Source organism: Curtobacterium sp. MCPF17_021, assembly GCF_003234605.2.
GTDB classification, from domain to species: domain Bacteria; phylum Actinomycetota; class Actinomycetes; order Actinomycetales; family Microbacteriaceae; genus Curtobacterium; species Curtobacterium flaccumfaciens.
Window position 1 is genome coordinate 104,827 of the sequence record NZ_CP126252.1, and the last position, 18,320, is coordinate 123,146.

Annotated in this window: 14 protein-coding genes and 1 pseudogene; 9 read left to right on the forward strand and 6 right to left on the reverse strand. The window is 72.6% G+C overall.

Annotated elements, in window-relative coordinates:
• Both DEJ29_RS00475 and DEJ29_RS00480 read left to right on the forward strand, forming a co-directional pair.
• Positions 1-642, forward strand: a complete 642-nt coding sequence (locus DEJ29_RS00475; RefSeq protein ID WP_111094177.1) for a nucleoside/nucleotide kinase family protein — start codon at positions 1-3, stop codon at positions 640-642.
• A 77-nt stretch (positions 643-719) separates the two neighbouring features.
• Positions 720-1,553 (forward strand): SDR family oxidoreductase, encoded by an 834-nt coding sequence (locus tag DEJ29_RS00480; RefSeq protein ID WP_111094178.1) that lies wholly within the window; start codon positions 720-722, stop codon positions 1,551-1,553.
• A gap of 1,353 nt (positions 1,554-2,906) precedes the next feature.
• Here the strand turns inward: DEJ29_RS00480 and DEJ29_RS00485 are convergent.
• The 4 genes and pseudogenes from DEJ29_RS00485 to nucS form a co-directional block, all read right to left on the reverse strand.
• Positions 2,907-3,452, reverse strand: a pseudogene (locus tag DEJ29_RS00485) (ArnT family glycosyltransferase); the annotation flags it as partial.
• A gap of 314 nt (positions 3,453-3,766) precedes the next feature.
• A complete protein-coding gene (locus tag DEJ29_RS00490; RefSeq protein ID WP_111094180.1) occupies positions 3,767-5,047 on the reverse strand; it encodes an MFS transporter in 1,281 nt (426 codons plus the stop codon).
• Complete coding sequence (locus DEJ29_RS00495) at positions 5,044-5,718, reverse strand: HAD hydrolase-like protein (protein WP_111094181.1); 675 nt, start codon at positions 5,716-5,718, stop codon at positions 5,044-5,046. The genes DEJ29_RS00490 and DEJ29_RS00495 overlap by 4 nt, the downstream gene beginning before the upstream one ends.
• 101 nt (positions 5,719-5,819) lie before the next feature.
• On the reverse strand, positions 5,820-6,515 hold the full coding sequence (gene nucS / locus DEJ29_RS00500) for an endonuclease NucS (RefSeq protein ID WP_017887754.1): 696 nt from the start codon (positions 6,513-6,515) through the stop codon (positions 5,820-5,822).
• A 175-nt stretch (positions 6,516-6,690) separates the two neighbouring features.
• On the opposite strand from nucS, the gene DEJ29_RS00505 reads away from it, so the two are divergent.
• The 6 genes from DEJ29_RS00505 (at position 6,691) to DEJ29_RS00530 (ending at position 14,773) form a co-directional block, all read left to right on the forward strand.
• Entirely contained in the window at positions 6,691-8,088 is a 1,398-nt protein-coding gene (locus DEJ29_RS00505) for a purine-cytosine permease family protein (protein ID WP_111094182.1), read from the forward strand.
• Between the two features lie 164 nt (positions 8,089-8,252).
• Positions 8,253-9,809, forward strand: coding sequence for a hydantoinase/oxoprolinase N-terminal domain-containing protein (locus DEJ29_RS00510; protein ID WP_042538007.1), 1,557 nt, complete (start codon positions 8,253-8,255; stop codon positions 9,807-9,809).
• Positions 9,806-10,966: an S-methyl thiohydantoin desulfurase family protein gene (locus DEJ29_RS00515; RefSeq protein ID WP_258375991.1), complete on the forward strand. Its 1,161-nt coding sequence runs from the start codon at positions 9,806-9,808 to the stop codon at positions 10,964-10,966. Before DEJ29_RS00510 ends, DEJ29_RS00515 begins: the two co-directional genes overlap by 4 nt.
• Positions 10,963-12,087, forward strand: coding sequence for an S-methyl thiohydantoin desulfurase family protein (locus tag DEJ29_RS00520; protein WP_071249921.1), 1,125 nt, complete (start codon positions 10,963-10,965; stop codon positions 12,085-12,087). Before DEJ29_RS00515 ends, DEJ29_RS00520 begins: the two co-directional genes overlap by 4 nt.
• A 71-nt stretch (positions 12,088-12,158) precedes the next feature.
• Positions 12,159-13,253, forward strand: a complete 1,095-nt coding sequence (locus DEJ29_RS00525) for a DUF917 domain-containing protein (protein WP_111095559.1) — start codon at positions 12,159-12,161, stop codon at positions 13,251-13,253.
• Positions 13,250-14,773 (forward strand): helix-turn-helix domain-containing protein, encoded by a 1,524-nt coding sequence (locus tag DEJ29_RS00530; protein ID WP_111095560.1) that lies wholly within the window; start codon positions 13,250-13,252, stop codon positions 14,771-14,773. Before DEJ29_RS00525 ends, DEJ29_RS00530 begins: the two co-directional genes overlap by 4 nt.
• Before the next feature lie 12 nt (positions 14,774-14,785).
• Here DEJ29_RS00530 and DEJ29_RS00535 read toward each other — a convergent pair whose 3' ends face one another.
• A complete protein-coding gene (locus DEJ29_RS00535; protein ID WP_111095561.1) occupies positions 14,786-16,093 on the reverse strand; it encodes an MFS transporter in 1,308 nt (435 codons plus the stop codon).
• A 115-nt stretch (positions 16,094-16,208) separates the two neighbouring features.
• Between DEJ29_RS00535 and DEJ29_RS00540 the strand changes: the two genes are divergently transcribed.
• The gene (locus DEJ29_RS00540; RefSeq protein WP_181438247.1) at positions 16,209-17,342 is read left to right on the forward strand and encodes a substrate-binding domain-containing protein; all 1,134 of its coding nucleotides are present in this window, start codon (positions 16,209-16,211) and stop codon (positions 17,340-17,342) included.
• A 144-nt stretch (positions 17,343-17,486) separates the two neighbouring features.
• Here the strand turns inward: DEJ29_RS00540 and DEJ29_RS00545 are convergent, their stop codons facing one another.
• Positions 17,487-18,245 carry a TRADD-N-associated membrane domain-containing protein gene (locus tag DEJ29_RS00545; protein ID WP_111095562.1) on the reverse strand — a complete coding sequence of 253 codons (759 nt, stop codon included), beginning with the start codon at positions 18,243-18,245 and terminating at the stop codon, positions 17,487-17,489.
• Between the last annotated feature and the right edge of the window lie 75 nt (positions 18,246-18,320).

An 18,320-nucleotide genomic window follows, 5' to 3' on the forward strand; every position in this document is an offset into this window, starting at 1 on the left:
GTGAGCGACTCCGGCACGACCGTCGACCAGGCCGTCGAACGCGCCGTCGAACTGGCCCGTTCGAGCGAGCGCACGGTGCTCGGGATCGCCGGAGCACCGGGCGCCGGCAAGTCCACGCTCGCCCGTCGCATCGTCACCGCCGTCGACGATCGCCTGGGTGCAGGCACGGCGGTGCAGGTCCCGATGGACGGCTTCCACCTGTCGAACGCGGCGCTCGACGCCCTCGGCCGGCACGACCGCAAGGGCGCGGCGGACACCTTCGACGCCGACGGGTACGTCGCGCTCGTCCGCCGACTCGTCGCCGCCGACGAGGACGTGGTGTGGGCGCCGGACTTCGACCGTCGCGTGGACGAACCCGTCGCCGGCAGCATCGCGGTACCCCGCGCCGCCCGCCTCGTGGTGTCCGAGGGCAACTACCTGCTCGACGACACCGCACCGTGGTCGACGCTGCCGACGCTCTTCACCGAGACCTGGTTCTGCGCCGTCGCCGACGACGTGCGGCTCGACCGCCTGGTCGGACGGCACATGCGGCACGGCCGCGACCACGACGCCGCCCGCGCGTGGGCGGTGGAGGTGGACGGCGTGAACGCCGCGAGGGTCGCGCCCACGGTGATCCGGGCCTCCACGACGGTGTGGACGTGACCACCGACCAACGCGACGCGAAATCGACACCGACACCGACACCGACACCGACACCGACACCGACACGAGGAGCGACCATGACCATCGCCATCACCGGAGCGACCGGCAACATCGGGGGCGCCGTGAGCGCGGCGCTCGCCGCGGACGCCGTGTCGTTCCGGATGCTCGTGCGCGACGCCTCGCGTGCGCCGGAGCTCCCGGGCACCGAGGTCGCCGTCGCGACCTTCGCCGACGCCGACGCGAGCCGGACCGCCCTGCAGGGCGTCGAGGTACTGCTCATGGTCTCGGCGGCCGAGGCCCAGGACCGCCTCGACCAGCACCGGGCGTTCGTCGCCGCGGCGGCCGACGCGGGCGTGCGGCACGTCGTCTACACGTCGTTCCTCGGCGCGGCTCCCGACGCGACCTTCACGCTCGGCCGCGACCACTGGGCGACGGAGCAGGCGATCCGCGAGAGCGGGATGGCCTTCACGTTCCTGCGCGACAGCTTCTACCTGGACTTCGTCGAGGACCTGGTCGGCGAGGACGGCGTGATCCGCGGGCCGGCCGGCGACGGCGCCATGGCCGCGGTGGCCCGTGCCGACGTCGCTCGCGTCGCGACCGCGGTGCTGCGCGACCCGGACGCCCACCGCGACCAGACGTACGAGCTGACCGGCCCCGAGGCGATCACCCTCGCCCAGGCGGCGGCGATCGTGTCCGAGGTCCGCGGCCGGACGGTCAGCTACCACCCGGAGACCCTCGACGAGGCGTACGCATCACGTGCGCAGTGGAACCCGGAGCCGTGGCAGGCCGACGCCTGGGTGAGCACCTACACGGCCATCGCCGAGGGGGCGCTCGCGCACGTGTCCGGCGACGTCGAACGCATCACCGGGCGTCCGCCGATGTCCCTGCGCGAGGTGCTCGCCGCGAGCTGACCCGTGGTGGCGGTGCGCACCGGGTCCGACGGACGGCCCGGGCAGCCCGCAGTGCCAGACGGTCCAGGCGATGCCGTCCGCCCGGCGCGGCTGCATCGGCAGGCGTGCGTGCCGGGTGCCGCTGGTGAGTGCTCGGCAGCCCCCGACCAGTGCGGCGCGCAGGACCGGGTCCGTGCGGGGCGCGTGGGCCTCGACGACGAGGACGCGCAGGCCGTCGGCGATCCTCCGGCGGATCTGGTTCGTCGTGAAGACGGGCACGGTGCCCGAGAACCCGCCGTCCGTCAGCACGGGGAGTCCGGTCGCGTCGATGACGGGTGCGGAGATGTGCCACGTGTCCGTCATGAAGAGCGGTTCGTCGTGCCGGTACCCCTCCAGGCGTCGCGCGGTCGCGACGAGCCGGCTGAGGGCACGCGGGTAGGGCGTCGACCCGCCCCACGGGTCCGGGCGCGACACGTGGAAGACGTCCGGACTGCCGACCGGGATCGGCCAGCGCGCGGGCCACGGCCCGACCGACGCGTCGACGCCGCTGCCGTCGCGGGTCGCGTCGAGGGCCTGCAGTGAGAACGCGGCGGGGCCGGCGACGAGCGCGAGCCCGGCTGCCAGCGCGATGACCGTCCTGGAGGCCCGGTGCCGGTCCGGCCCGCGCGTCGCCTCCCAGCGGGGTCGCCACCACACCGCCACCAGCGTCGCGACGACGGCGACCGTCGAGACGGTGATAGCGGGCACGGCGAGCACGCTCGGCATCGCGGTGCCCCGGGCGAGGAACACCACCCAGCCGAGCTGCGCCGCGGCGAGGACGACCGGGAGCGCCCGGAGCCCTCGAGCCTGCGCCCGGACGAGCCCGACCGCACCGCGCCACCCGAGGGCTGCGAGCAGGGCCAGCTGCACGCCGATCGCGGCGACGTAGGCGGTGTGCGGCACGGCGGCCACCGAGAGCACGGCCGCCGCGGTGCCGAACCAGACCACCAGGACGGCCAGGGTGGCGGCGCTGGCACGGGTGTCGAACGCGTTCCCGAACGGGGAGCCGAGGGTGCCGGGGCGCTCCGCACGGCGGCGGACGAGCACCACGGCCGCAACCACCACGCCGAACACCGCCGCGGGCAGGAGCCAGGCCACCTGTGACGCCAGGTGCGGTCCGAGCAGCTTGCCGAACCCGGCCGGACCACCGCGCCAGGTGTGCGGACCGAACGGCACCGTGAACGACCGGACGGACCCGGGCACCGCGCCGGGCAGGAACCGGTCGATGCCGTTGTACCCGAACACCATCGCGAGCGGACTGTCGTCGGTGGAGCCGTCCGCCCACGGCCGCGAACCCGACGGGGTGAGTGCCAGCGCGGTGACCCACGACACCGACGCCAGGACTGCGACGATCCCGAGTACCCCGGCGCGGACCACCCGGGTGCCGAAGCGGAAGGGACGGCCGTCGTGCCGGGCCGAGGCCAGCAGCGTGCCGAGCAGCAGCGCCGGCAGGACGAACCAGGCCTGCACCATCTTCGCCTGGAACCCGACACCGACGGCCAGGCCCGCGGTGACGAGCGGCCACCAGCGCCCGGTCAGTGCCGCGTGCTGCCAGCACAGCAGGGCGACGGCCAGCGCGGCGGTGACCATGCCGTCCTCCATCGGGTGCGCGAACATCGACACGAAGACCGGCGTCGACCCCGCTGCTGCGGCAGCGACGAGGCCCGTCCCGACGCCGGCCCAGCGGAGTCCGACCAGGGAGCAGGCCCACAGGGTGACGAGCCCCTCGACGACCTGCGGGAACGCGAGCGCGGCGGTGGAGTGCCCGAACAGCCGGATGCTCAGCGCCTGCGGGACGGTGAAGCCGCTGAGCTTGTCGAGCGTCACCGTCGCGGAGGGGTCGAATGCGCCCGAGAACAGCGCTGGCCACGACTCGGACATCGACCGCGCCGACGCCTGGTAGAAGCTGAAGTCCCCGCCACGGCCCAGGTTCCAGGCGAGCAGCACGGTCGTGCCGGCCGCGATCACGAGCAGGGTGAGCCGTGCTGCGAGCGGCTGGTCCCGCCACCGGGCGGGTCGTCGGATGTCCACTCTCCGGACCTTGGCCGTCCGGGATGACGACCGGCCGGGACCGTGCCGCCAGCTGGCCGCGAAGCCGGTCCGCGCGCTGAGGGGTCGTGTGGGTGCGGGCCCCGTCGGTCAGCGCCTCGGGGGTCGAGCCGGAGCGGGGTCTCAGCCGGCGTTCGGGTTCGGGGTCAGGACACCCGTCGCGCGGCGAACGTCCCGACGACGCCGAGGGTGAGCACCGCGACGAGTACGACGAGCAGCGGCGCCGTCCAGTTCCCCGTCGCACCGTGCAGCGCGCCGGCGACGAGCGGCCCGGCCGACCCGAGCAGGTACCCGCCGCCCTGCACGAACGCGGACATCCGGCGGGCGTCGGCGTCGCTCGAGACGATCCGCACGATGACGATGAAGATCACGGTGATGCCGCCGCCCTGGGCCGCACCGCCGAGCACCGACCACAGCAACCAGAGCTGCGGGGCGAACAGCAGCCCGAGCGGCATCGCCAGCCACAGGGTGCCGACCAGGGCGATGATCGCCGCCGGACGCCACCGGGTCGCGAGCAGCGGGACACCGAGCGCCCCGACGACGGCCAGGATCTGGAACACCGACGAACTCGCACCCGACGACGCCTTCGAGAACCCGATCTCGTCGTGCAGCAGCGTCGGGATCCACGCGGTGAGGGCGTAGTACGAGAACGCCTGACCACCGAAGGCGAGTGTCAGGCCCCAGGTGATGAGCCGTCGTGCCGGCCGGATCGGCTCGGCGACGGCGACCCGTGCGGCCTCGGCGGCGCGGGCGGTCCGGATCGCCCCGGTGTCGAGCACCTGGTCGATCGGGCCGGTGACGGGCAGCGGTTCGTCCCGCTCGGAGGGCAGCGGGCGTCGCCAGGCGGCGCGAGCACCGACCGTGTAGGTCCAGGCAGCGGCGGCGATGAGTGCGAAGACCGCCCAGATCGCGATGGCGACCGGCCACCCCCACAGGGCGGCCAGGGGAGCGGTGCCGAGCGACGTGATCATCGACCCGACGTTGAGCGCCGACGTGTACACGCCGGTGACCAGGCCGACGCGTTCCGGTGAGGTGTCCCGCCGGATGACCACCGGGATCACCACGTTGCCGATCGTGATGCCGATGCCGATGACCGCGGTGCCGATCAGCAGCGCCGCCGACGAGGGCATCGAGCGCACGACGGTGCCCGCGAGCACGATGACGAGCGACAGCGAGACCGCGCGCTCGGGGTCGGCCTTCGCGATGACCCAGCTGGCGAACGGCGTCGCGAGGGCGAAGCACAGCACCGGGATCGTCGTCAGCAGCCCGGCGATCGTCGCGGTCAGGCCGAGGTCGGCGCGGACGTCCCCGATGACCGGGGCGGTCGCGACGATCGGACCGCGGAAGTTCAGCGCGATCAGGACGATGGCCGCCGGCAGCAGCCAGGCGGCGCCGCGGAGGCCCCGACGTGCGACGTCGCCGCTCATGCGGACGGCGTCGCGGACGGCAGCAGGATCGGCAGCAGGTCGAGCGGGGTGGCGGCACGGGCGATGGTGCCCTCGGCCTCGTCGGGGGAGCCGTAGCCCCACTCGGCGAAGACGACCGGGACGCCGTGCACGGTCGCGCCCTCGACGTCGTGCTTCCGGTCGCCGATCAGCACCGGGCGGCTGGTGTCGAAGCCGTGGGCCTCGAGGCGTCGCAGTGCCTCTTCGACGACGTCGGCCTTGCTCGACCGCACCTCGTCGTCGCTCGCGCCCGTGATGATGTCGATGTCCCCGGTGAGCCCGTAGTGCTCGAGGATGTAGGTCGCCGGGGTCTCCGGCTTGCTCGTCGCCGTCGAGATCGGCAGCCCCGCCTGGTGCAGGGTGTGCAGCACGACGTCGATGTCCGGGAACATCGCGGAGTCGAGCGCCCCGTGCGAGAAGTAGTGCTCGCGGTAGACGGCGAGGGTGCGGTCGGCCAGTTCGTCGTCCATGCCCATCGCGATCCGGAACGTGTCCATGATCGGCGGGCCCACGAACGACATCAGGGTGTCGTGGTCCGGCACCGGGACGCCGACGGTGCGGAAGGTGTGCGTCAGGCTCTCGAGGATGCCCGGAGCGGAGTCGCTGATGGTGCCGTCGAGGTCGAACAGGATGGCGGAGAACGGGCTGGTCATGTCCTGTCCACCCTAGCCGGGCCGTGGCGGCGACCATCCGGGATCCGTCGGCGGCGGGGCGGGGGTGCGCCGTGCCTCCAGGCCGGACGGCCCGACGCGGCTCAGAACAGGCGGGTGTGGCCGCCCTCGATGCCGCGCATCGCGTCGTAGTCGAGCACGAGGACGCGGATGCCGCGGTCCTCGGCGAGGGTGCGTGCCTGCGGTGCCACCGTCTGCGCGGCGAGCACGCCCTGCACCGGACGCAGGTGCGGGTCGCGGTTCATGAGCTCGAGGTACCGGGTGAGCTGCTCGACCGCGTCGATGTTGGCGTTGCGCTTCATCTCGACCGCGACGCTCGCCCCTGCGTCGTCACGCGCCAGGATGTCGACCGGCCCGATCGCCGTCATGTACTCGCGACGGACCAGGGTGTGGCCGTCACCGAGGAGCTCGATCTGCTCGGCCAGGAGCTGCTGCAGGTGCGCCTCGACCCCGTCCTTCACCAGGCCCGGGTCGACGCCCAGGTCGTGGGTCTCGTCGGAAACGACCTCGTACAGGGAGACGATGAGCTTGTCCTGCGTCTTCTTCTGCGTCACCGTCCACACCTGCGTGATGCCGGCGACCGACTGTTCCTCGTCCGGCTCGGTGATCTCGATCGAGCAGGGCGGGCTCATCCAGTTCAGCGGCTTGTAGCTGCCACCGTCGGAGTGCACGAGCAGGGAGCCGTCCGCCTTCAGCATGAGCAGGCGGGTCGCGAGCGGCAGGTGGGCTGAGAGCCGGCCCGCGTAGTCGACGGAGCACCGGGCGATGACGAGACGCACCCCGGAAGCCTAACCGGCGCGGTGTCGCCGACCGGACGAGGCGCGCGGCCTGTGCAGCGCGCACGGATTCACACGCCCGTAACGACGTTCTGCACATGTACCGCAATCCGATGCCGTCCTACCGTGGCTGACACCCCGATCGGCCCACGCCGACACCCCTCCCCGAGGAGCCACGATGGCCAGCGAGACCGCAGTGTCAGCACCACGAACCCCCCGTTCCGAGTCGGTCGCCGTCGACGACTACTCGCTCAGCCGAGTCCCGATGTCCGCGCGCTACGGCTGGTTCCAGGTCGCCGTGCAGCGCTTCGGGCAGATCTCGGCGCTGTCCCAGTTCCTGCTCGGTGCGACGCTCGGCTTCGGCATGAGCTTCTGGGACGCCTTCTGGGCGATCACCCTCGGCGCCGTGATCCTGGAGATCGTCTCGGTGCTCGTCGGCGTCATCGGCGTCAAGGAGGGCCTGAACACCTCGGTCATCGCCCGCTGGACCGGGTTCGGCAAGGCGGGTTCCGCGCTGGTCGGGCTGGCGATCGGGCTGAGCCTCATCGGCTGGTTCGGCATCCAGTCGGGCGTCTCGGCGGCCGGACTGGTCTCGATCCTGCCGATCCTGCCCGCCTGGGCGTGGTCGCTCGTGTTCGGGCTGCTCGTCACCGCGATCGTCCTGCGCGGGTTCCACTCGATGCAGTGGCTGGCGAACGTCACCGTGCCGCTGTTCCTGGTGCTCGTCGGCTGGGCGGTCATCGTCGAGCTGAGCCGCCACTCGATCGCCGAGCTCGCCGCGCGTGCCCCGGCCGGTCCGGAGCTGAGCTTCGTGGCCGGCACCACCCTGGTGGCCGGCGGATTCATCGTCGGTGCGGTGATCACGCCGGACATGACGCGCTTCAACCGGTCGGTCGGCGACGTCGTGAAGCAGACGCTGCTCGGCGTGACGCTCGGCGAGTACGTCATCGGCCTGGCCGGGGTCCTGCTCGCACACGCCGTCGGCTCCGCGGACATCACCCGCGTGATCACGTCGAGCGTCGGCTGGGTCGGCATCCTCGTGATCCTGCTCGGCACGTTCAAGATCAACGACTGGAACATCTACAGCTCGAGCCTCGGCGTCACGAACTTCATCGACGCGGTGTTCGGCAAGCAGGTGAACCGCGGGCTCGTGACGCTCGTGATGGGCGTCGTCGGCTCGGTGCTCGCCGCGGTCGGGTTCCTCGGGGCCCTCACACCGTTCCTGTCCGTGCTCGGGGTCGTCTTCCCGCCGATCGCCGGGATCATGGTGGCGGAGTACTTCGTCGTGAAGCGCTGGCGCCGCGAGCTGAGCGACGCCGAGAACATCCCGGCGACCTCGCCCACCTGGGTGCCGGCCACCCTGGTCATCTGGGCGGTCGCCTCGCTCATCGGGTACTTCGTCGCCGTCGGCATCCCGTCGATCAACTCCGTGGTCATCGCCTTCGTGCTCTACGTGGTCACCGGCAAGGTCGGGCTGATCCGCGGCGTCGGGGTCAGTCGGACCGAGGCCGTGCCGGCTGCCACGTCCGCCCCGGTCGCCGCAGCCCCCGCCGCACCGGCCACCCCCGCCGCCTGACCCGGGCGCTCCCCGAACGGCCGGTCGCATCGCCGCACCCCTGATCCGCGCGACGGCGCGGCCGGTCCCCCCCAAGAAGCACCACCCCACGACCCAGCACCACCCCGCGAACACCCCGCACCCGCACCACCGCACCCGCACCCGCACCACCGAAGGGAACCCCCATGCGCATCGGCATCGACGTCGGCGGCACCAACACGGACGCCGTCCTGATGGACGGCAGCACCGTCCGTGCGGCGGTCAAGCGGTCCACCACCCCCGACGTCACCTCGGGCATCGTCGCCGCGCTCGACGGTCTGCGCGAACAGCACGCCTTCGGCCCCACGGACATCGACGGCGTGATGATCGGCACCACCCACTTCATCAACGCCCTGGTGGAGGCACGCGGCCTCGCCCCGACGGCCGCGGTCCGCCTGGGCCTGCCGGCGACGGCGTCGCTGCCGCCGTTCACGGACTGGCCCGCGCACCTGGTGTCGGCCGTGCACGCGCAGCCGTTCCTGGCCCACGGCGGCCACGAGTTCGACGGCCGCGTCATCTCGGAGCTCGACCCCGAGGAACTGAAGCGGCACGCCGGTGCCATCGCGGCCGCGGGCATCCGCTCCGTCGCGATCTCGTCGGTGTTCTCCCCGATCAACGACGAGTTCGAGCAGCGTGCGCAGGAGATCATGGCCGCCGAGCTCGGGCCGGACGTGGCGTTCTCGCTGTCGTCCGAGATCGGTCGCATCGGCCTGCTCGAGCGCGAGAACGCGACGATCATCAACGCGGCGCTCCGTGAGCTCGCCGACCGCATCGTCGACGGCCTGTCCGGGTCCGTCACGGGCAGCGGCATCGACGCACCGCTCTTCCTGAGCCAGAACGACGGCACGCTGATGGACGTCGAGTACGCCCGTCGCTACCCGGTCGCGACGTTCGCCTCTGGCCCGACGAACTCGATGCGCGGCGCAGCGGTGCTGTCCGGCTTCGACACCTGCGCGGTCGTCGACGTCGGCGGCACGACGAGCGACGTCGGCGTCCTGACCGCGGGCTTCCCGCGTGAGGCCACGGGCGAGGTCGCCGTCGCCGGCATCCGAACGAACTTCCGGATGCCCGACGTCCTGTCCGTCGGCATCGGCGGCGGCTCCCGCATCCGCGAGGACGGCAGCGTCGTCGGGCCGGACTCCGTCGGGTACCGCCTGACCGAGGAGGGCCTGGTCTTCGGCGGCACCACCCTGACCGCCACGGACGTGGCCGTCCGCGGTGGCCGCGGCGCGATCGGGGACCCGTCGCTCGTCGCCGGGGTGCCCGCCGAGGTCGCCGCACGCGCCCTCGACGTCATCGCGGAGCGCGTCGCCGACATCGTCGAGCGGATGCGCACCTCGTCCGATCCGCTGCCCGTCGTGGCGGTCGGCGGCGGCTCGGTGCTGTTGCCGGACACCCTGCCCGGACTCGGCACCGTGCACCGCCCGGAGCACTACTCGGTCGCCAACGCCATCGGTGCGGCGATCGCGCAGGTGAGCGGTGAGGTCGACAAGGTCTACGCGATCAGCGACGGCCGCCGGTCCGCCGTCGTGGACGAAGCCCGTCAGGAGGCCGTCGACCGTGCGATCGCTGCCGGGGCCGACCCCGGCTCGGTGGACATCGTGGACTTCGACGAGGTGCCGATCCCGTACCTGCCGGGCAACGCGACGCGGATCCGCGCCAAGGCCGTCGGTGACCTGGCACTCGGGGCGCTGGTCCGATGAGCGCCACGCAAGCAGCGCCCCGCGCCGCCACAACGCCGGCCGCCGCACCCCTCACCGCCATCGGCGCCGACTGCTCCGCCCTCGCCCGCGGCGCCGCGATCCTCGGCACCGGCGGCGGCGGTGACCCCTACATCGGCCGCCTGCTCGCCGAGGCCGCCGTCCGCGCCCACGGCCCGGTCGAGATCGTCCAGGTCGAGGACCTGCCCGACGACGCCGTGGTGCTCTCGGTCGCGATGATCGGCGCTCCCACGGTGATGGTCGAGAAGCTGCCGTCCGCCGGCCAGTTCGCCGAGGCCATCCGCAGCCTGTCGGCGTTCCTCGGGGTCACCCCCACCCACCTGGCCTGCATCGAGGTCGGCGGCGTGAACTCGACGACCCCGATCGTCGCCGCGGCCGAGCTCGGCCTGCCCCTGGTCGACGGTGACGGCATGGGCCGCGCGTTCCCCGAGGTGCAGATGGTGCTGCCGACCCTGTCCGGGGTCAGCGCGACACCGATGGCCCTGGCCGACGAAAAGGGCAACACCGTCGTCTTCGACACGGTGGACAACCGGTGGGCGGAGCGGCTCGCCCGCACGGCGACGGTCGAGATGGGCTGCTCCGCGATCACGGCGCAGTACGCCATGTCCGGCGCGCAGGTGAAGGAGTCGTTCGTCCGGGGCAGTCTGTCGCTGAGCGTCCGGCTCGGCGAGACGCTGGTCCGCGCACGCAGCGAGAACGCGGACCCCGTCGCGGCGGTCACCGAGGTGCTCGGCGGCACGGTCGTGTTCGAGGGCAAGGTCGCCGACATCGAGCGCAAGACCGTCACCGGGTTCGCCCGTGGCACGGCCCGCATCGCCGGTTCCGGCAGCGACACCGGCCTGGAGGCGGTGCTCCGGTTCCAGAACGAGCACCTGCTGGTCGAGGTGGCCGGCCAGGTCCGCACCACGGCTCCCGACCTCATCATCACCCTGGACGCCGAGACCGGCGAGCCGATCACCACCGAGGCCCTGCGCTTCGGCGCCCGCATCCGGATCGTCACCGCACCGGCCGACGAACGCTGGCACTCCCCGGACGGTCTGCGCCTGACCGGCCCGCGGTACTTCGGCTACGACACCCCCGCGGTCCGCCACGACGGCACCACGAGCGCGGGCGAGACGAACACGGGAGCGCACCGATGAGCTGGATCCTCGACGTCGACGACCTGCCCGACCTGGCCCGCGGCGCCGCCCTGCTCGGCACCGGCGGCGGAGGCGACCCGACCATCGGGATGCTCCTGGTCCGTGCCGCGATCGAACAGCACGGCCCCGTCACGATCCTCGACCCGTCCGAGGTGCCCGACGACGCTCTCGTCATCCCCACCGCGCAGATGGGCGCACCGACCGTGGTGCTCGAACGCATCCCGGCCGGACCGGAACCCCTCGGCGCCCTCCGTCGGCTCGAAGCCCACCTGGGCCGGACGGCGACCGCGACGATGCCCATCGAGTGCGGCGGCATCAACTCGATGATCCCGCTGCTCGTCGGCGCCACCGGCGGCCTGCCCGTCGTCGACGCGGACGGCATGGGCCGCGCGTTCCCCGAGCTGCAGATGGAGACGTTCTCGGTCTACGGCGTCCCCGGCAGTCCGCTGGCGATCAGCGACGAGAACGGCCACGGCGTCATCATCGAGACCGGCACGGACAACAAGAAGATGGAGTGGCTCGCCCGCGGGGTCACCATCCGGCTCGGCGGCGTCGCCTACATCGCCGAGTACGCGATGTCCGGCCGCCAGGTGAAGGAGACCGCCGTCCCGCGCACGCTCTCCCTGGCACTCGCCGTTGGTCGGGCCATCCGGGTCGCCCGCGAAGCCCACCGCGACCCCATCGACGCGCTCGCCGAGGCCCTCGGCACGACGATCTACACGCACCTGCGCGAGCTGTTCGACGGCAAGGTCGTCGACGTCGAGCGCCGCACGGTCGACGGGTTCGCCCGCGGTCGTGCCACCGTGCAGGGCACCGACGGGTCCGAGCTCGAGCTCCGGTTCCAGAACGAGAACCTCGTCGCCCGGCGTGACGGGCAGCTCGTCGCCGTCGTGCCCGACCTGATCTGCGTCCTCGACGCCGAGACAGCCGAGCCCATCACCACCGAACGCCTGCGCTTCGGGCAGCGCGTCCGGGTCATCGGCATCTCGACCCCCGACCTGATGCGGACCCCGGAGGCGCTCGCCGTGTTCGGGCCGTCGTGCTTCGGGCTCGACGAACCGTTCGTCCCGGTCGAGGACCTGCACGAGCACGTCCGCCCGGCCGCCCCGGCGGTCGGCTGACGAACGGCCGCGCGCCGACCCCGGCGCCGACCCCCGGCCCCGAGACGCGACCACGGCAGCAGAATGGACCCATGGACCAGGGTGAGCGGCGGGGCGGCGGTGTGGCGGGCCTCCAGGCCGACGACGCGACCGTCTTCGGACGCGGCACCGCCCTGCTCGGCTGCGGCGGTGGCGGCCGCGTCGACCACATGGTCAGCGCGCTGCGATTCGCGCTCGGCGACCGCAGCGTGCCGGTCGTCGACCTCGACGACCCCGCGCTCGGATCGTTGGTGGCCGTCGGGCTGATCGGGTCGACGACCGTGCTCGAGGAGAAGATGCCGAGCGGCGAGGAGCTGCCGGCCGCGCTCGCGGCGGTCGAACGCTGGACGGGCGTCCGTGCCGACGCCGTCGTCGCCGCACAGATCGGCGGCGTGACCGGACCGGCCGCGGCCCTCACCGCCCACGCCGCCGGACTGCCGCTCGTCGACGCGGACCTGGTCGGCCGCGCGGTCCCGCGCATCGACCAACTGTCGGTCTTCGTCGGCCCGACCACGACGGTCACGGCAGCCGCGGCCACCACGAGCGGTCTGCGGATCGTGGTCGACGCCCGGCACCCCCACGACGTCGAGACGGTCTGGCGCGAGGCCGTCTCGCACAGCGGCGGCTGGGCGGCCTTCGCGATCGGCCCGGTCCCGGTCGCATTGCTGCGCGAGCGAGCCGTCGTCGGCAGCGTGCAGCGCGCCCTCCGGATCGGACGCGCAGCGGGCGGCGCACGTGACGCGGTGGAACTCGCCGCGCTCATCGGCGGCCGGGTCGTCGCGCAGGGCCGGGTCATCGACGTCCAGCGCGAGGGGGACGCCCTCGCGTTCGTGCGCAGCAGCCTGGCCATCCGCGACGCCGGCACCGGTGCTGTCGCCCGGGTCGAGGCGGGCAGCGAGTACGTGCACTGCCTGGTCGACGGCCTGCCGGTCGCCAGCACCCCGAGCGTCATCACCGTCGTCGACGCGCGGTCGCTCGCGCCGGTGGCGACCGACCGCACGCGGGTCGGCAACGAGCTCGCGGTGCTCGTGCTGCCGTCGGCGCCGTGGTGGTGGGCGGACCCCGACCGCACCGCGCGCATGGGACCGCGGGCGTTCGGCATCGACGCGGACGTCGTGCCCGAGGCCGTGGGCCAGGTGCTCGCGTGAACGCCGTCGGCGACCTGCTCCCGCTCCTGCCGGCCGGCACTCGCCTGCTCGTCGGCCCCGGCAGCACCGCGGTCCGCAGCGTCCGCGGGGTGGTGGGGACCCCCGACCAGGTCGGCCGGTCCCTGTCGCAGGGCGACGACGTCGTCGTGCTGCTCACCCCCGTCGACCGCGCGGACGCGCGCTTCGACGTGCTGCTGCGCCGGGCGTCCGCGGCCGGCACCACCCTGCTCGTCGTCGACGGGGCACTGGAACTCGGCCCCGGCACCACGACGCTCGCCGACCGGCTCGGCGTCGCCGTGCTCGCCACCCCGGACCCGTGGGCGACCTCGGTCCGCCTGCACGAACTCATCGGCACCGGGATGGGGCCGGCGGCCCGGGCAGCCCTCGACGCCTCCCGCGTCGCGCTCGACGCCGGCCCCGAACTCGACGACCTGTTCGCCCGGCTCGACCGCTCGCTCGGCCACCCGGTGCGGTTCCTCGACGCCTCGGGCCTGGCACTCCGCGGAGCCGCCGTCGACGACGCGGCCCGCGCCGTGCTCGTCCGCCGCGCCGGCACGAGCGACGTGCTGACCGCCGAGGGCGTCGACGAGACGCTCGTGGCGATCCCGGTCGGCACCGGCATCGGACCGCGCGCCTGGCTGGCCGTCGGCCTGCCCGTCCCGATCGCCGCCGAACAGCAGGTGGTCGCGAGTGCCCTGCAGGTCGCCGCCGTCGCCGTCGGGCACCGGTTGCTGCTCACCCGGCTCGACGACGAGCGTGACGCCCGCTACCGGATGGCGATGCTCGACGAACTCCGCGCGGCCGACGGGGCGCCCGCCCCGCAGCTCGTGCAGCGGACCATCGCCGCGGGGTGGCGGCTGGACGCCTGGCACGTCGGTGCGCGCGTGGTCGCGCGGCAGGGCGTCGACCTGGTCGCGCTCCGCCAGCAGGTCGACGCCGCGGTGCGCGCCGAGGGACTCGACGCGGTCGTCGTCGAACAGGCGGACGGCTGGGTGCTGTGGCTGTCGGAACCCGACGAACCCGGCCGGGAGGCAGTGGCCGACATCGCCGGTCGGCTGCGGCGCGCGCAGAACACGCTCCGCACCACCGTGGAGACCAACGTGGGCGTCGGCAGTCTGCAGGCGGGCCCTGCCGGGCTGGTCCGGACGCTCGGCGAGGCGGGCGACGCCGCCCGTCTGGCCGCGAGCCGTCCGGAGTCGGGGCACTTCGTGCACGTCGACCGGCTCGGGCTCGCGCAGCTGCTGCTCGCGTGGACGCAGACGGACACGTTCCTGCCGGCGTCGCGGCAGTTGCTCGCGCCGCTCGAACGCGGTGGCGGGGCGCTCCTGACGACGCTCGCCGCCTACCTGGACGCGGAGTCGTCGATCGCCGAGACCGCCGCGGTGCTCGGCGTGCACCGGAACACCGTGTCCGACCGCATCGCGCGGGTGGAGCGGCTGCTCGGGGTGGACCTGTCCGACCCGGAGACCCGGCTCGCCCTGCACCTGGCGACGCGGGCGAGGGCGGGCGACGGCGGCTGAGGCCTTGCTGCGTCAGCTGCGGCTGGTCTCGCTCGTCTTGTCCGTCTGGCTGGCCTTCTCGGTCTCGCGCTTCGTTGTCCCGCTCGTCTTGGCGGTCCCGCGGGCGGGCCGGGCGGCGGCGCCGGTCTCGCGCGCTGCACCCGAGGCCAGGCCGGCCGCGATGATGAACACGAAGACGATCAGCAGCGCACCGAGCAGCCCGATGTGCTCCCCGAGGAAGCCGATCAGGGGCGGCCCGGCCAGGAACGCGACGTAGCCGATCGTCGCGACGGCGCTGACCTTGGCGGCCGCGGTGCGGGGGTCGTCGGCCGCGGCGGACATGCCCATCGGGAAGCCGAGGCTGGCCCCGAGGCCCCAGAGCACGACGCCGACGATCGCGAGCGGCACGTTGTCGATGAAGATGAGCATCCCGAGGCCGACCACCGCGACGGCGGCGCTGATGCGCAGGATCGGCACCCGGCCGAACCTGTCGATCAGGGGGCTGCCGGCGACACGGCCCGCGGTCATCGCGGCCAGGAACACGGTGAGCACCCCGGCACCCGCGGCGTTGTCGAGCCCGTGGCCGTCGATCATCGCGAGGGGCAGCCAGTCGTTCGCGGACCCCTCGGCCAGCGCCATGCCGAGCACGATCACGCCGATCAACAGCGTCGAGGGCTGCGCCCAGACCTGCCAGCGGGTGAGCGGCGTCGCGACCGGGCTGGTGTCGGTCGACACCGGCTGCTCGAAGCGGTGCTCGTCCTGGAACTTCGTGACCGCGACGAGCATGGCGGCACTCGTGATGACGACGAGCACGATGAAGTGCCACGCCACCGGGATCTCGAGCTTCTCGGCCAACGCACCGAGGCCCGCGCCGGCGAGCGTGCCGAGGCTGAACGCGGCGTGGAACAGCGGCATGATCGTGCGCCCGCCGGCCTTCTCGGCGGCGGCACCGGAGACGTTCATCGACACGTCGCACAGGCCGTTGCCGAAGCCGAAGGCGATGAGCGCGATCCAGATGGCGGCGAAGCCCCACCCGAGCGTGACCGCGACCCCCGCGAAGACCATGCCGAGTGCCAGGCACGCCGCAGCCACCTGCACGCCCCGCCGAGCACCGAGCTTCGCGACGATGTGCCCGGCGAACGTCAGACCACCGATGGAGCCGACCGCCATGCCGAGCACGAGGATGCCCATCTCGAACGTGCTCGCGCCGAGGGAGTCGCGAACGCTCGGGATCCGGCCCAGCCACGTCGCGATGTCGAGCCCGGACAGGGTGAACACCACGAACACCGCGATGATCCAGGCCTTGGTGGTCGGGACGGTTCGGGTGGACGGCGTCGTCATGGTGGTTCCCATCGTGCTGCGGCGCGCGTGGTGCTGCGCGTTCTGGTGCGTGTCGGTGCTGGTCTCACGGCTGTCGAATCGATTCGACTGCTCGTTCCGGCTACGCTAACGGGCGATGGTCGAACCGGCAACAGAACCCGGCGCGTCGCGGATGAAGCCCCTCCGCGACGGTGCTGCACGTCCGTCGCGCCCGACGCTCGCCGCGGTCGCCCGTGCTGCCGGTGTCGCGCCGTCGACGGCCTCGCTCGCCTTCAGCGGTCTCGGCCCGGTGTCCGAGGACGCCAAGGCTCGCGTGCTCGCCGCTGCCGCCGACCTCGGTTACGGCGGCCCCGATCCCCGTGCCCGTTCGCTGCGCCGCGGTCGTTCCGGCGTCATCGGCGTCGTGATGGACGAGCGCCTGAGCGACGCGTTCCGTGACCCGGTCAACGTCCTGACGCTCGACGGCATCGCCGAGGTCGCCGGTGCTGCCGGTGTCTCACTGCTGCTCGTGCGGAGTCCACTCGACGACGAGCAGGGTGCCGGCCCGCTGGTCGACGCCCCGATGGACGCCGTCGTGCTCGTCGGGTGCAACGTCCGGATCGACCCCGCCGTCGCCGTACTGCGGCGTCGGCAGATCCCCGTCGTCGCGATCGAGGCGGCCGAGATCGAGGGCGCTGTCCCCGTCCAGCTCGACAACCGGGATGCCTCACGCCGTGCTGCGGAGTACCTGCAGGGGCTCGGCCACCAGGACGTGACCGTCGTGACCCTGCCCCTCGACGCCGCACGCCGACGCGGGCCGATCGACGACGACCGCTTCGGCTCCGGTATCGCATTCACGACGCTCGAGCGACTGCGCGGTGTGCGGGAGGTCTACCCCTCTGCGGTCGCCATCGAGACGGCCGGCAGTTCGGTCGAAGAGGGCCGTCTGGCCGGGACCGCCTTGTTCGCACCGGACGGCCCCCGCCCCACCGCCGTCATCGCGCAGAGCGACCTGATCGCCGTCGGGGTGATCTCGGCCGCGCTTGACGCCGGACTCCGTGTGCCCGAGGACGTCAGTGTCGTCGGGTTCGACGGCATCACGGTGGACGACAGCCTGCTCCACCGCACACCCATCCGGCACCTGACCACTCTGGTGCAGCCGTTCGTGCAGAAGGGTCAGGCCGCCGCCCGTGCCGCCCTGGCCATGCTCGAGGGGGCTGAACCGCAGCCCGCGTCGTTCAGGTCGGAGTTGCGGGTGGGGGACACGACGGGGCCGCCGCCTTCGCGCTGATCCCACGTCGTCCGAATCCCGCATACCGAGAACCCGTCGCGTGCTGAACAGGTTCCGTGCGGTCGAGCTGGAACAGCTCGTTCCGGCGGTGAGCCTGTCTGAGTCGTGTAGGTCTGCGTTCGCAACGGACCAGGCGGGGGCTCATCATCTGTCTGCTTGCGCGCTGGTCTGTTCGTCGATCGTGAAGTTCATTTTATCGATCACTTTCAAAATCGCTTTGGACCGTTCAGCAGGGGGCAGCGTCTCGATGAGGCGCTCGATGCCAAGAAGACGCGTGTTCTCCATCGGCTGCGCGAAGAATCTTCGCAACTGAGCGTTGGCCTGGGCCGAGGCTTTCATGAATGTAGCTCCCAGGTACGTGCTAAGCGCCCCGCCAATCACGCCTACTGATGCCGTGGTCACGGAGGCCGCGAACGATGGGGCGGTCGCAGCAAGAACCCCAAGGCCCAGGACGATTGCGAACCCTGCCCCAGCAGTGACCTGGGTGGAGACGAAGCTCCTCCTGGCCTGCTTGGTGACAATGCTGTGGTAGGTGTCGATCCGCTCCTGCGTGACCGGCCAGAGTGCTGCGAGTGAAAGATCCGTAGGTTCGGGACCAACCGATTCGAGCTTCGAGCTGCTTTGGGGGACACTGCCTCCTGGCTCACCCTCGGGGCGCTCTAGAAGGTCCGGTATCTCGATCGCCCGCCGCTTGGTCATGGCGATGGTTTCCGAGTTCCGAACCTGCCTGAGTCGCGCATCTAGCTCTTGAAGCTCCGACTTAGTGCTGCGAACCGAAAGCACTGCCCGAACCAAGCCCAGGACCCCGACCGCGGCCGCGACACACGCCAGTAGACCGCTCGTCGCACCGCCGAGCGAGCCAAGAACGTCATTTACCTGACTCGCACTCATGACCGGCTCCACAGCTAGACCTTACGGGTAGCGCAGATCACCTGATTACATCGCGAGCGGACATCGTCCCCGCATGGCTGTTCGTGG

Bases quoted from the DNA above. Each gene is read 5' to 3' on its own strand.
- DEJ29_RS00480 (WP_111094178.1), top strand. From the start codon at position 720: ATGACCATCGCCATCACCGGAGCGACCGGCAACATCGGGGGCGCCGTG.
- DEJ29_RS00490 (WP_111094180.1), bottom strand. From the start codon at position 5,047: ATGAGCGGCGACGTCGCACGTCGGGGCCTCCGCGGCGCCGCCTGGCTG.
- DEJ29_RS00495 (WP_111094181.1), bottom strand. From the start codon at position 5,718: ATGACCAGCCCGTTCTCCGCCATCCTGTTCGACCTCGACGGCACCATC.
- DEJ29_RS00505 (WP_111094182.1), top strand. From the start codon at position 6,691: ATGGCCAGCGAGACCGCAGTGTCAGCACCACGAACCCCCCGTTCCGAG.
- DEJ29_RS00510 (WP_042538007.1), top strand. From the start codon at position 8,253: ATGCGCATCGGCATCGACGTCGGCGGCACCAACACGGACGCCGTCCTG.
- DEJ29_RS00515 (WP_258375991.1), top strand. From the start codon at position 9,806: ATGAGCGCCACGCAAGCAGCGCCCCGCGCCGCCACAACGCCGGCCGCC.
- DEJ29_RS00520 (WP_071249921.1), top strand. From the start codon at position 10,963: ATGAGCTGGATCCTCGACGTCGACGACCTGCCCGACCTGGCCCGCGGC.
- DEJ29_RS00525 (WP_111095559.1), top strand. From the start codon at position 12,159: ATGGACCAGGGTGAGCGGCGGGGCGGCGGTGTGGCGGGCCTCCAGGCC.
- DEJ29_RS00535 (WP_111095561.1), bottom strand. From the start codon at position 16,093: ATGACGACGCCGTCCACCCGAACCGTCCCGACCACCAAGGCCTGGATC.
- DEJ29_RS00540 (WP_181438247.1), top strand. From the start codon at position 16,209: ATGGTCGAACCGGCAACAGAACCCGGCGCGTCGCGGATGAAGCCCCTC.